The organism is Halomonas sp. TH-94, assembly GCF_057473365.1.
This window is the reverse complement of sequence record NZ_JBYCKL010000106.1, coordinates 69,744-81,147: the sequence shown is the minus strand read 5'-3', so window position 1 is coordinate 81,147 and position 11,404 is coordinate 69,744. Positions and strand designations below refer to the sequence as shown.

13 protein-coding genes are annotated in these 11,404 nt (G+C 62.6%); 5 read left to right on the top strand and 8 right to left on the bottom strand.

What is annotated here, in order from left to right:
- The first annotated feature begins 61 nt into the window (after nt 1-61).
- Genes gshB through ruvX form a run of 4 tightly spaced genes read left to right on the top strand, consistent with a single transcriptional unit; the run spans nt 62 to nt 2,976 of the window.
- Nucleotides 62-1,039 (top strand): glutathione synthase, encoded by a 978-nt coding sequence (gene gshB / locus AC2VNO_RS18085; RefSeq protein ID WP_486935433.1) that lies wholly within the window; start codon nt 62-64, stop codon nt 1,037-1,039.
- A 22-nt stretch (nt 1,040-1,061) separates the two neighbouring features.
- Nucleotides 1,062-1,928, top strand: coding sequence for an energy transducer TonB (locus AC2VNO_RS18080; protein ID WP_486935432.1), 867 nt, complete (start codon nt 1,062-1,064; stop codon nt 1,926-1,928).
- Nucleotides 1,929-1,954: 26 nt separating this feature from the next.
- Nucleotides 1,955-2,527, top strand: coding sequence for a YqgE/AlgH family protein (locus AC2VNO_RS18075; protein WP_486935431.1), 573 nt, complete (start codon nt 1,955-1,957; stop codon nt 2,525-2,527).
- Nucleotides 2,527-2,976 (top strand): Holliday junction resolvase RuvX, encoded by a 450-nt coding sequence (gene ruvX / locus AC2VNO_RS18070; RefSeq protein ID WP_486935430.1) that lies wholly within the window; start codon nt 2,527-2,529, stop codon nt 2,974-2,976. Before AC2VNO_RS18075 ends, ruvX begins: the two co-directional genes overlap by 1 nt.
- Nucleotides 2,977-2,995: 19 nt before the next feature.
- On the opposite strand, the gene AC2VNO_RS18065 is transcribed toward ruvX, so the two are convergent.
- The 6 genes from AC2VNO_RS18065 to AC2VNO_RS18040 form a co-directional block, all read right to left on the bottom strand.
- Complete coding sequence (locus tag AC2VNO_RS18065; RefSeq protein WP_486935429.1) at nt 2,996-4,210, bottom strand: Tm-1-like ATP-binding domain-containing protein; 1,215 nt, start codon at nt 4,208-4,210, stop codon at nt 2,996-2,998.
- Nucleotides 4,211-4,268: 58 nt separating this feature from the next.
- Nucleotides 4,269-4,709: an SRPBCC family protein gene (locus AC2VNO_RS18060; RefSeq protein ID WP_486935428.1), complete on the bottom strand. Its 441-nt coding sequence runs from the start codon at nt 4,707-4,709 to the stop codon at nt 4,269-4,271.
- A 24-nt stretch (nt 4,710-4,733) separates the two neighbouring features.
- The gene (locus AC2VNO_RS18055; protein WP_486935427.1) at nt 4,734-5,594 is read right to left on the bottom strand and encodes a phosphoenolpyruvate hydrolase family protein; all 861 of its coding nucleotides are present in this window, start codon (nt 5,592-5,594) and stop codon (nt 4,734-4,736) included.
- Nucleotides 5,578-6,558, bottom strand: a complete 981-nt coding sequence (locus tag AC2VNO_RS18050; RefSeq protein WP_486935426.1) for a branched-chain amino acid ABC transporter permease — start codon at nt 6,556-6,558, stop codon at nt 5,578-5,580. Before AC2VNO_RS18050 ends, AC2VNO_RS18055 begins: the two co-directional genes overlap by 17 nt.
- A 2-nt stretch (nt 6,559-6,560) precedes the next feature.
- Nucleotides 6,561-7,448 carry a branched-chain amino acid ABC transporter permease gene (locus AC2VNO_RS18045; protein ID WP_228579947.1) on the bottom strand — a complete coding sequence of 296 codons (888 nt, stop codon included), beginning with the start codon at nt 7,446-7,448 and terminating at the stop codon, nt 6,561-6,563.
- 71 nt (nt 7,449-7,519) lie between these two features.
- Nucleotides 7,520-8,749 carry an ABC transporter substrate-binding protein gene (locus AC2VNO_RS18040; protein ID WP_486935425.1) on the bottom strand — a complete coding sequence of 410 codons (1,230 nt, stop codon included), beginning with the start codon at nt 8,747-8,749 and terminating at the stop codon, nt 7,520-7,522.
- A gap of 107 nt (nt 8,750-8,856) precedes the next feature.
- On the opposite strand from AC2VNO_RS18040, the gene AC2VNO_RS18035 reads away from it, so the two are divergent.
- Complete coding sequence (locus AC2VNO_RS18035; RefSeq protein ID WP_486935424.1) at nt 8,857-9,702, top strand: helix-turn-helix transcriptional regulator; 846 nt, start codon at nt 8,857-8,859, stop codon at nt 9,700-9,702.
- A 5-nt stretch (nt 9,703-9,707) separates the two neighbouring features.
- On the opposite strand, the gene AC2VNO_RS18030 is transcribed toward AC2VNO_RS18035, so the two are convergent.
- Both AC2VNO_RS18030 and AC2VNO_RS18025 read right to left on the bottom strand, forming a co-directional pair.
- The gene (locus AC2VNO_RS18030; RefSeq protein ID WP_486935423.1) at nt 9,708-10,436 is read right to left on the bottom strand and encodes an ABC transporter ATP-binding protein; all 729 of its coding nucleotides are present in this window, start codon (nt 10,434-10,436) and stop codon (nt 9,708-9,710) included.
- Nucleotides 10,429-11,184 (bottom strand): ABC transporter ATP-binding protein, encoded by a 756-nt coding sequence (locus AC2VNO_RS18025; protein ID WP_486935422.1) that lies wholly within the window; start codon nt 11,182-11,184, stop codon nt 10,429-10,431. Before AC2VNO_RS18025 ends, AC2VNO_RS18030 begins: the two co-directional genes overlap by 8 nt.
- Nucleotides 11,185-11,404: the final 220 nt, after the last annotated feature.

Genomic DNA, 11,404 nt, shown 5'->3' with positions numbered 1-11,404 from the left:
TTGCTTAGCGCCCTGCGTCATACTGCGTTCATTTCCCGTGCCACTCTGGAAACGGTGCCGAATGAGCCAACAGACGAGCGAACGACCCCTACGGGTGGGCGTGGTGATGGATTCCATCGCCCATCTCACCTACAAGAAGGACACCACCCTGGCCATGCTGTGGGCTGCCCAGCATCGCGGCTGGTCGCTTCACTACATGGAGCAGGCGGATCTCTACCTGCGCGATGGTCGCTCCCACGCCCGCATGCGCGATCTCACCGCCTTTCGCAACCCCGATGACTGGTACGCACTTGGCGCGCCGGAAGCGCGCCCGCTGGCCGAGCTCGACGTGATCCTGATGCGCAAGGACCCCCCGGTCGATGCGCATTTCCTCAATGCCGTGCACTTGCTGGGGTTTGCCGAACGCGAGGGCGTACTGGTGGTCAATCCCACCCGGGCGCTGCTGGAGTGCAACGAAAAGCTGTTCGCCCAGCAGTTTCCTCAGTGCTGCACGCCCACCGTGGTGTCGTGCAGCGAGGCGGTGCTGCGCGATTTCCATGCCGAGCACCGCGATGTGATCTTCAAGCCGCTGGACGGCATGGGCGGCACGGGTATCTTTCACGTGCAGCCCGAGGGCCGCAACCTGGGCGCCATCATCGAGATGCTCACCGAGCGCGGCCAGCGTCAGATCATGGCCCAGCGCTACATTCCCGAGATCAAGGACGGCGACACGCGCATCCTGCTGGTGGACGGGGAGCCGGTGCCCTTCGGCCTGGCCCGGGTGCCCATGGCCGGTGAAACCCGCGGCAACCTGGCTGCCGGCGGCACCGGTATCAGCCGTGAGCTGACGGCTCGCGACTATTGGCTGATCGAGCAGGTACAGCCGATGATCCGCGAAAAGGGGCTGATGTTCGTCGGACTCGACGTGATCGGCGACTACATCACCGAGATCAACGTGACGAGCCCCACCTGCGTGCGTGAGATCGACGACCAGCGCGGTACCGACATCGCCGGTCTGCTGATGGATGCCATCGAACGGCGCTTGGCCCAGCGCGTCTAGGCCACGTGCGCCGCGAGGAGGGATGAGCCTAGCCATGGTGGCCGCGATCAGCGATCCGATCCACTACGCTCCGGTCACGCGGCCCTACCGCCGCTGGTTGGCGCTATCGGCCGCGCTGTTATTGCATCTGGTGCTGCTCGGCCTGGTGGCGGGCTGGCAGCTCGCTCCGGCACCGGTGGAGCGTTCGAGCCTGGATGTGGTGCTTGTCACTCGCGCGGCCGAGGGGCCCGTCGAGGCGCAGGCCATTGCCGAAGCGGATCAGCTGGCCGCTGGCGATCAGGCCGCCGAGTCGCCCGCCGAGCAGCGAGCGGCTGATCTCGATGACGTGCCGCTGCCGGCGCAGGAGAGTGGCGTGGAACCAGCCGCCCCGACCGATCTGCCCGCTTCTGAGCTTGAGCCCCATGAGCTCGCGCTCCCGCCCGCGGCGTCACCTCCAGTCCCGCCTACGGCGGTACCTACACCCACGGCGTCGGGTCGCGACCTGCTGGCTGAAAGCGCCACCAGCGTTCGCCAGCAGGGAATCGACCAGAGCTTCACGGGCCAGGCCGATGAGCCGCCACGCGCGGCGGCCCAGCGTTCCGCCGAGGCTCGATATGTCGACGACTGGACCCGTCGCGTCGAGGATTACGGCAACCGGGTTCACCCCGCAGCGGGCCATCTCGACGGCCAATTGCGTATTCGCGTCGTGATTGGACGCGATGGTCAGCTTCGCCAGGCGGAGGTGGTACAATCTTCAGGACATACCGAACTCGATCAGGCGGCGCTGGATACCGTATACGGTGCCGGGCCCTATCGGCCTTTCGACAGCGCCATGGCGGATCTGGATAGCCTCTCCATCACTCGGGTCTGGCGGTTCGGGCAAGGCAATCATTACGGCGGCGCGCGTTAGCTCATTGCCCGCCGCCCAGGAGTCTCATGCAATCCGTGCAAAACCTAGGCTTGAGAGATCATTTTCTGCTGGCGATGCCGCACCTGGAAGATCCCAATTTCGCTGGCAGTCTCAGCTATCTCTGTGATCACGATGAGAACGGCACCATGGGTGTGATCGTCAACCGCCCGCTGGAGATCACGTTGGACGCGCTGTTCGAGCAGCTCGAGCTGGACGGCGAGGAGAGCCCGCACCGGAGTGCGCCGGTCTATTACGGCGGCCCGACCCACAAGGATCGCGGCTTCATCCTGCACCGCGGCTCCAGCGCGGCCTGGGATTCCAGCATTCAGGTGAACGACGATCTGGCCCTGACCACCTCCATGGACATCTTGCTGGCGCTGGCCGCCGGCCGTGGTCCCGAGGAGTTCCTGGTGTGCCTGGGCTGTGCCGGCTGGGAGGCAGGTCAGCTCGAGCAGGAGCTGAAGGACAACGCCTGGCTCACCGTTGAGGCGCAAGCCGACATTCTGTTCAAGGTGCCGCCGGAACAGCGCCTGAGTGCTGCCGCGGGTATCCTGGGAGTCGACCTCAACCTGATGACGCGGGAAGCGGGCCACTCCTGATGTCCGGCCAGCGCCTGATTCTGGCCTTCGATTTCGGCACTCGCCGTATCGGCGTGGCGGTGGGCAACGAGATGCTTGCCAGCGCCCGTCAGCTCGAGCCGCTGCCGGCCCGCGACGGCATTCCCGACTGGAACGTCGTCACGCGGCTGGTCGAGGAGTGGCAGCCGGACCTGTTCGTGGTGGGACTGCCGCTCAACATGGACGGCAGTGAATCGCCGATGAGCCTGCGGGCGCGCAAGTTCGGCAAGCGCCTCTATGGGCGCTACGGCAAGCCCTGCGAGATGGTCGACGAACGTGGCTCTACCCGCGAGGCCAAGGCCATCGCCCGTGATTCGGGAGCGCTGCGTAACCCCCACAAAAGCTATCGCGACGATGGCGTCGACGGCATCGCGGCGGTGCTGATCCTCGAGAGCTGGTTCGCCTGCGAGGAAGGCCTGCCACCGCGTTGACTGCAGTTCGTCCGCAGACTTACTTCAGCGGGCGCTTGCCCATGAGATCTTGAAATTCTGCGACGGCCGCCGCGGCGAACTCAGGGTCGTTGATATGCCAGGGGCAGCGGATCAGCCGACGCTCGTGAGTCTGGCGTACCGTGGCCTCCAGGGCCGCGAACAGCGCAGCGTTTGCCTCGGGATCGTGGAAGGGCTGTTCAGGGGCATCGAGCGCCGAGACACCCCCTTCAGGCAACAGGAAGCGCAACGGTCCGCGGCAGCGGTTCAGCTTCTCCCCGATCCAGCGACCCATTCTCGCGTTCTCCTCGGCAGTGGTGCGCATCAGGGTGATCTGAGGATTGTGTTCATAGACAAGCCTCTGTCTGTAACGCTCGGGAAGCGTTGCCGGCCCGGCAAAATTGACCATGTCGAGAGCGCCGCAGGAGCCGACGTACGGCAGGTCGGTCTGCTCCAGTACGTCCAGGCGTGTTTCCCCGGCGCTGAAGATGCCGCCCATCAGCAGGTCGCAGATTTCTGTGGTGGTGATGTCCAGCAGCCCCTTCAGCTTGCCACCGGCTGCCAGCTTTTCCATCGAACGCCCACCCGTGCCGGTGGCATGGAAGACCAGGCAGTCGTACTCCGGCGATAGTGCCTCGGTGATCCTGTTCACGCACGGTGTGGTTACGCCGAACATGCTCAAGCCGATGGCCGGTTTGTCTTCGGCGGCCTCGGGAATCCGCCCCTTCAACATGCCGGAGAGGGCATGGGCCGCATTGCCCAGTACCTGGCGCGAGATTCGATTGAGCCCCGCCACATCGGTCACCGAATAGATCATGGCGATATCGCTGGGGCCGACATAAGGCGCCACGTTGCCTGAGGCTATCGTCGAAACCATGACCTTGGGCACGCCGATGTCCAGGTCGCGCATGGCCGGGGTGATCAGTGCCGTGCCGCCGGAGCCACCGATACCGATGATGCCGCCCACATCGTCGCGTTGCGCCAGCAGCCGGCGCAACGCTTCGGCCATTTGCGCCACGGCACGGCCCCGGTCGACGACGAATACCCCCTGCGGGCCCTTGGGGTGGCAGGCGGCCACCTGGCTGGCGGGAATGTCTGCGTCGGGTGCAGGGTCGCCGCTGGTTCCGACATCGACGATCAGCGCTTCGACCCCTGCGGCCTGCAACAGCTCACGAAGGTAGCGCAACTCCTCGGCCTTGGTATCACAGGTGCCGATGACGAAGGCTTTCTGTCCCATGGTGCCTCCCGGCCAGCGTCCGTTGCGCCGGCCTCGTTGTTGTTGGATCGGTGCGGTTTCAGCTGCCGGCAAAACGCTCGGTGGCGCCTTCGAAGGCGAGCCGGAAGGTGTCCGAGACCCGCTGCACGACATCGTCGCGATCGGCCTCGGCGACCTCGAACTGTGCCCACCATTCGCCGAAACACTGCCCGCTGGTAGTGATCGGCTTCAGGCACATTTCCGCCACGTAGCCCTGCACGGGCAGAGCGGGAGCCTCGAGAATGCGGTAGCAGCAACGGTGCTCACGGTCCGAAAGCGTGAGCAGCTCCTCGCGGATGTGGTTGCCATCGTGATCGTGGAAATGGCGTACGCAGCCGAGCTGGTCGGCGGGCTTGCCGTCCTCGATATAGCTCTTGGCGAAGAACGGGTGGTAGTCGGGCAGCCCGTTGAAGTCGCGCAGCACGCTCCAGGCCTGCTCAAGAGTGATCGGCATTACGGCACTGACGTATACCCGGGTCATAGTGGCGTCTCCTTGTAATGACGGTCAGGCAATGGCCTTGAAGCGGCGAATCTGTTCGGTAAGGGCGATTTCCGTGGGCAGGCGCTCCATGCTGCTGGCGCCATAGAAGCCATTACAGTGCTCGCTCTGTTTCATGACATAGGTGGCATCCTCGGGCGTGGCGATGGGGCCGCCGTGACAGAGGATGATCACGTCCCGACGCACGCGACGGGCCGCCTCGGCCCATTCGTCGATCAAACGTACCGACTCGTCGAGGCTCTTGGCCGATTCGGCGCCGATGGTGCCGCCCACGGTGACGCCCATGTGTGCCACGATGATATCGGCACCCGCCTCTGCCATGGCAACGGCCTCGTCTGCGGAAAACACGTAGGGCGTGGTCAGCATGTCCATCTCATGGGCCAGGCGAATCATGTCCACTTCGCTACCGTAGGTGATGCCGGTCTCCTCCAGGCTGATGCGGAAGGTGCCGTCGATCAGTCCCACGGTGGGAAAGTTCTGCACCCCCGAGAAGCCCAGCTCTTTCAGCTCGCGCAGCAGCTTGGGCATGATCACGAAGGGGTCCGTGCCGTTGACGCCGGCCAGCACGGGAGTGCGCTTGACCACCGGCAGCACTTCAAGAGCCATCTCCTGCACGATCTGATTGGCGTTGCCGTAGGCCAATAGCCCGGCGGACGAAGCTCGCCCCGCCATGCGGTAGCGCCCCGAGTTGTAGATCACGATCAGGTCGATGCCGCCGGCTTCCTCGCACTTGGCCGAAATGCCGGTACCGGCGCCGCCGCCGATGATCGGCTGGCCGCGAGCGACCATGTCTTGAAAGCGGGCCACGAGTGTCTTGCGGTCGAAGGGGGGCATGGCATATTTCTCCTTGTCATTGCTGATGAGCATGCGAGCGCTGGCTCTTGGCTGAGGGCATCGTGGTGCGGCGTGAGCGGAACCATTGGCCGAGCTGGCCGACTACGCCTTGGCGGAAGGTCAGTACGCAGGTCATGAAGACCAGCCCGGTGATCACCGTCACCCAGGCGCCAAAGGGGTCCATGTAGTGGTTGAGTGCAGAAACGAGGGCGGCGCCTACCGCGGGGCCGAAAACCGTATTCATGCCGCCCAGCAGAGTCATCAGAATCACGTCGCCCGAGGTGTGCCAGTGCACGTCGTAGAGTGCCGCCAGTTGGAAGACGATCGCCTTGAGCGAGCCGGCGATACCGGCGAGACCGGCCGAGATGGTAAAGACCAGCACCTTGTAGCGCGCCACGGGGTAGCCCAGCGAGATGGCTCTTGGTTCGTGCTCGCGAATGGCGCGCAGTACATTGCCGAACGGTGAATTGACGGTACGCCATACCAGCCATAGGCCGGCACAGACGATACCCAGCACCACGTAGTAGAGCGCCGTGTCGCTGCGTAGATCGATCACCCCCAGGAAAGTGCCGCGGGGAATCCGCTGCAGGCCGTCTTCGGCACCGGTGAAAGGGGCTTGCAGAAAGAAGAAATAAACCAGCTGCGATAGGGCCAGAGTGATCATGGCCAGATAAATCCCGCTGCGACGAATGGCCAGGGCACCGATGATCGTGCCCAGCGCTGCCGCCACCAGGCCACCGGCCAGAATCCCCAGATCGGTGGGAACGCCGTACTCCTTGACCAGCAATCCGGTGACATAGGCGCCGGTGCCGAAGAAGGCGGCGTGGCCGAAGGAGAGTATCCCGGTGTGCCCCAGCAACAAATTGAAGGCGCAGGCAAAGAGCACGAAGCATAGCGTCTTCATGATGAAGATGGAGTAAATGAGCTGCGGCACGAAGGGAACGACCAGCAATGCCAAAAGGATCAAGGCGGTCGCAGCAAAGGTAAGAGTGCGCATGTTCAGCCCTCCTCTCTGCCAAAGAGGCCCGCCGGGCGCAGCAGCAATACCAGCACCATGACCAGGAAGACGATGGTCGATGAGAACTCCGAATAGAAGACTCGGGTGAAGCCCTCCACCACACCTAGCCCCAGACCGGTGACGATGGCGCCCATGATGGATCCCAACCCACCGATCACCACGACGGCGAAGATGATGATGACCAGGCTGGAGCCCATGGAGGGATTGACGTGAAATATGGGGGCGGCCAGCACGCCGGCGAAGGCTGCAAGCCCAACGCCTACGCCATAGGTCAGCGTGATCAGACGTGGCACATTGATGCCGAAGGCCTGGGTCAGTTCCGAGCGCTCGGTGGCAGCACGCAGGCTGGCGCCTAGCGAGGTACGCTCGATGATGAACCAGGTGATCAGGCACAGGGTCAACGCCGCGGCGATCACGAAACCGCGATAGATGGGCAGGATCATGAAGCCGAGGTTGATGGTGCCCCGAAGCTGCTCGGGAGTGGCGAAGGGCTGGCCGGATGAGCCGAAAGCGACTCGAAAGCCCCCCTCCAGCACCAACACCAGGCTGAAAGTCAGCAGCAGCCCGTAGATCGGGTCGAGCCCATAAAGTCGGCGCAGGAAGAGGAACTCGAACAGCATGCCGAACAGCGCGACTGCCAGGGGAGCGATGAACAGCGTCACCCAGTAACTGGCGCCCATGTACTGAGCCAGAAGAAAGGCGGTGAAGGCACCCAGCATGAAAAAGGCGCCATGGGCGAAATTGACGATCTTGAGGACGCCGAAGATGATCGCCAGGCCGAGGCTGAGTACCGCATAGAAGGAGCCATTGACGATGCCCAGCATGAGTTGTCCCAGCAGGGCCTGAATGGGAATGCCAAAAATATCCATGATCAAGTGCTCGCTAGACTAACGGTGAGGAGTAGAAGTGCCCGGCATCTCACCGGGCACACCAATGCACTTCAATCGTTATCGAGCAGGTGACAGGTGCTGGCTTCCAGGGGTTGGAAGGCCTCTTCGCCAGGAATGGTATGTACCGGACGCAGGAAGTCGTAGTCGTACTCCGACTCGTCGGGGGATTTCACCTCCCACAGGTACTGGTCATGCACCATGCGGCCATTGGGGCGGATATAGCCGCCGGTAGCGAAGAAGTCGTTGATCTCCAGCTCACGCATCTTTTCGGAGACTGCGGTGGGATCGTCGGTGCCGGCGGCCTCTACGGCATTCAGATAGTGCATGGTGGAGGAGTAGTTGCCGGCGTGCGCCATGTTGGGCATGCGTCCGGTACGCTCGTAGAAGCGCTGGGAAAACTCGCGCGTTTCCTCATTGGCGTCCCAGTAGAAGGCATTGGTCAGCAGCAGGCCCTGGGCGGTCTCGAGACCCAGGCTGACGATGTCGTCGTACCACAGCAGCAGGGCGGCCGGCCGCTGCTCCGGGATGACACCGAACTCCGCCAGCGCGTTGATGGCGTTGATGGCATCGGCACCGGTTGAGGCAATACCGATGATGTCGGCACCGGAGGCTTGAGCCTGCAGCGCATAGGAGGAGAAGTCGGTGGTATCGAGCGGGTGCCGGGCTGCGCCGACGACCTGGCCGCCGGCTTCGCGCACCACGTCGGAGACCTGCTCCTCAAGCCCTATCCCGAAGGCGAAGTCCACGGTGAGGAAGAACCAGGTGTTGCCACCGTCTTCGACGATCGACTTGCCGGTGCCTTGAGCCAGTGAATAGGCGTCGTAGGTGTAGTGGGTGACGAAGGGCGAGCAATAGTCGTTGGTAAGGCCGATATTGGATGCCGAATTGACGATGGCATGACGTTGTTGTTCATCGGCGACTGCCGCCACGGCGAGTGCGACCCCGGAGTTGGACAGATCGTTGATCATGTCCACTCCTTCATTGGCGTACCACTCCCGTGCCCGGCTGGCACCGGTATCGGCGCGGTTGCGGTGATCGCCGTGGATGACTTCGATGGGGGTGCCGTTCACTTCTCCGCCGAAGTCCTCGACGGCCATCTGCACGGCGGTCACGGCAGCTTCTCCGGACAGGTCGGTGTAGATCCCCGACATATCGGTGAGCACACCGATTCGCACTACCTCGTCGGAATAATCGGCACTCGCCACGCCACTGGCGAGGCCACTCAGGCCGAGTAACACGGAAGTAGCTGTCAGCGTTTTCAAGGAGTTTATAGCTGGCATAGTTTTCTCCTGTTCTTCTGTGAAGTTATTGTTGTACTTTGCCCTGACTCATACGTTCTTGTTTTTTGCTGTCACTATCAGTTAGGGCCAATCAGGGCAATTACGCCATGGCTACAGAACACGAACAGCTATCCGAAACACACATCGTGGGTGACGAGACCCGACAATGGATCGTGCGCGCCGAAGACAGCCCGGTGCTGGCGCAGAGACATATTTCGCACGTCGGGGTAGGCGATGCCGCGGTGCCGTACCGTATCGTTCGCACCCGCCTGAGCGGAGCGTACATCCATGGTTCTCTGGGCGGTGAAGGGCGCATGTTGCTCGATGGGCGATGGTGCACCATGCGGCGCAACATGATGTCCTTCGCCCCGGCCCATGCGCTTCACGCCTTCCATGCCGTGCCGGAAAGCCGCTGGCAATACTGTTGGCTGCGCTATCTGCCGAGCGCGCCGCGTTCATTGGTGGGCACCATCGCGCCGATCATGCAGCACTTCGACCCCGAGCCCATGAAGTACGCCATTCTGGGCCTTTACAGCGAGGTGTTTCATGGCAAGGGCGATGCAGCCAGCTGTGTCATGTGGGTCGATACCATCGAACGCTACATTGCCCGCTTTGCCGACCCGTGGCGTCGTGATGCGCGTATCGTGGCCGTCTTCGAGGCGGTCATGCCGACACTGGAACGCCAGTGGACCATCGAAGAGATGGCGGAGATCGCCCATGTCAGCACGGAGCATTTACGGCGCATCAGCCGCAAGGTCTTTGGCCGCAGCCCGATGCAGCAGCTCACGCAGTTGCGCATGCAGCACGCCACTCATCTGCTGGCGACCAGCAATCTCCCGGTCGAGGAGATAGCGGAAAGGGTGGGATACCGAAGCCCCTTTGCCTTCTCCAAGACCTTCAAGCGCATGAACGGTGTCTCTCCATCGCATTTTCGTATGCGTAACCGGGAGTAGCGCAGCTAGACGCCAAGCTGAGCCCGTAGCGCGTCCGCCTCCCTGACGATGCCAACCCGATCATAGTGAGCGGCCACTTGGCCGTGATCGATCAGATAGAATTGATCGGCAACGTCCATGGCGAAGCGCAGGTTCTGTTCCACCAGCAAAATGGTGTAACCCTTCAACTTCAGCTGCTTGATGATTCCACCAATCTGCTCGACGATGCTGGGCGCCAGCCCTTCGGTGGGCTCGTCGAGCAGAAGCAGCGGGGCGCCGGTGCGCAGGATACGGGCGATGGCAAGCATCTGCTGCTCGCCGCCGGAAAGCTTGGTGCCGGGGCTGTGCAGTCTTTCGCGCAGGTTGGGAAACAGGTCAAGCGCCTGGGCCGTGCTCAACCCCCTGTCATCGACTCGCGTCGGCAGCTCGAGGTGTTCCTTGACGTCCAGGGTGGCGTAGATGCCGCGGTCCTCGGGGCAGAAGGCCACACCGTGGCGAGCGATATGGTAAGGGCGCAGGCCAATGGTCTCGGTGCCTTGGAGACGAATGCTGCCGCGTCGCCGCGGTACGATGCCCATGATCGATTTCAATGTCGTGGATTTACCGGCGCCGTTGCGGCCCAGTAGGGTAACGACCTGCCCTGGCGGCACCTCGAGGTCGATGCCATGCAGCACATGGCTCTCGCCATACCAGGCGTGCAAATCGCGAATGGTGAGCATGGGCACGGGTGTGAGTTCAGCCGCGGCATCAGTCATGGCGGGCGCCTCCGATATAGGATTCTATGACGCGCTCATCCTGGGAAACCGTGGCGTAATCACCTTCCACCAGCACTTCGCCGCGGGCCAGCACGGTGATGCGATCGCAAAGTTCGGCTACCACACCGAGGTTATGCTCCACCATCAGTACGGTTCTGCCTCTGGCAACGCTTCGTATGAGCTCGGCGGTCCGGCCTACGTCTTCGGTGCCCATGCCGGCAAGTGGCTCGTCGAGCAGCATGACCTGCGGATCGAGAGCCAAGGTGGTGGCCAGCTCCAGCGCACGCTTGCGGCCATAGGGCAACTCAGCCGCAGGCGTATCTGCCCATGCCTCGAGACCGACATCTTCGAGCAGAGCCATGGCCTGCTCGCGCTGATAGTCCAGGCGACGCTGGGAGCGCCAAAAATCAAAGGATTCGCCGCGCTGCCGCTGAAGCGCCAGTTTGACGTTCTCCAACGTGCTCAGCTTTCCGAAGACGGCCGAGATCTGAAACGAGCGAACCATGCCACGGCGCGCGATCTGATCCGGCTTGAGCTGGGTGATGTCCTGGCCCTGATAGTGAATCTTTCCCGACGTAGGTGCCAGAAACTTGGTGAGCAGATTGAAACAGGTGGTTTTGCCTGCTCCGTTGGCTCCGATCATGGCATGGATGGTGCCGGCCTCGATGCGCATGGATATATCATGTACCGCCTTGAACCCCTTGAAGCTCTTGGTCAGGTTGGCGGTCTCGATGATTGCTTCTGCCATGGAGTGCTCCGCGTCATGTTGTTATTGGAGTCGGATCTCTCGGGGCGGAGTTGTGCTGCCCACCACTAGTCTTGGCCTTTATGCAGCTTAGGGCCATGGCCGCTGTGCACGTGGGCCTGTCCAAAAAACACATGCCAGCACTTACTTTGTTCACGCAGGAATCCCACCGACGCGCGCCGCGCATCGGTGGGAAAATCTGAGCAGTTGAGCGTTAGGGCGA

Excerpts from the sequence above, each read along its gene's own strand:
- AC2VNO_RS18050 (WP_486935426.1), bottom strand. The coding sequence starts at position 6,558 with ATGCGCACTCTTACCTTTGCTGCGACCGCCTTGATCCTTTTGGCATTG.
- ruvX (WP_486935430.1), top strand. The coding sequence starts at position 2,527 with ATGTCCGGCCAGCGCCTGATTCTGGCCTTCGATTTCGGCACTCGCCGT.
- AC2VNO_RS18030 (WP_486935423.1), bottom strand. The coding sequence starts at position 10,436 with ATGACTGATGCCGCGGCTGAACTCACACCCGTGCCCATGCTCACCATT.
- AC2VNO_RS18065 (WP_486935429.1), bottom strand. The coding sequence starts at position 4,210 with ATGGGACAGAAAGCCTTCGTCATCGGCACCTGTGATACCAAGGCCGAG.
- AC2VNO_RS18075 (WP_486935431.1), top strand. The coding sequence starts at position 1,955 with ATGCAATCCGTGCAAAACCTAGGCTTGAGAGATCATTTTCTGCTGGCG.
- AC2VNO_RS18025 (WP_486935422.1), bottom strand. The coding sequence starts at position 11,184 with ATGGCAGAAGCAATCATCGAGACCGCCAACCTGACCAAGAGCTTCAAG.
- AC2VNO_RS18080 (WP_486935432.1), top strand. The coding sequence starts at position 1,062 with ATGAGCCTAGCCATGGTGGCCGCGATCAGCGATCCGATCCACTACGCT.
- AC2VNO_RS18060 (WP_486935428.1), bottom strand. The coding sequence starts at position 4,709 with ATGACCCGGGTATACGTCAGTGCCGTAATGCCGATCACTCTTGAGCAG.
- AC2VNO_RS18035 (WP_486935424.1), top strand. The coding sequence starts at position 8,857 with ATGGCTACAGAACACGAACAGCTATCCGAAACACACATCGTGGGTGAC.
- AC2VNO_RS18040 (WP_486935425.1), bottom strand. The coding sequence starts at position 8,749 with ATGCCAGCTATAAACTCCTTGAAAACGCTGACAGCTACTTCCGTGTTA.
- gshB (WP_486935433.1), top strand. The coding sequence starts at position 62 with ATGAGCCAACAGACGAGCGAACGACCCCTACGGGTGGGCGTGGTGATG.
- AC2VNO_RS18055 (WP_486935427.1), bottom strand. The coding sequence starts at position 5,594 with ATGCTCATCAGCAATGACAAGGAGAAATATGCCATGCCCCCCTTCGAC.
- AC2VNO_RS18045 (WP_228579947.1), bottom strand. The coding sequence starts at position 7,448 with ATGGATATTTTTGGCATTCCCATTCAGGCCCTGCTGGGACAACTCATG.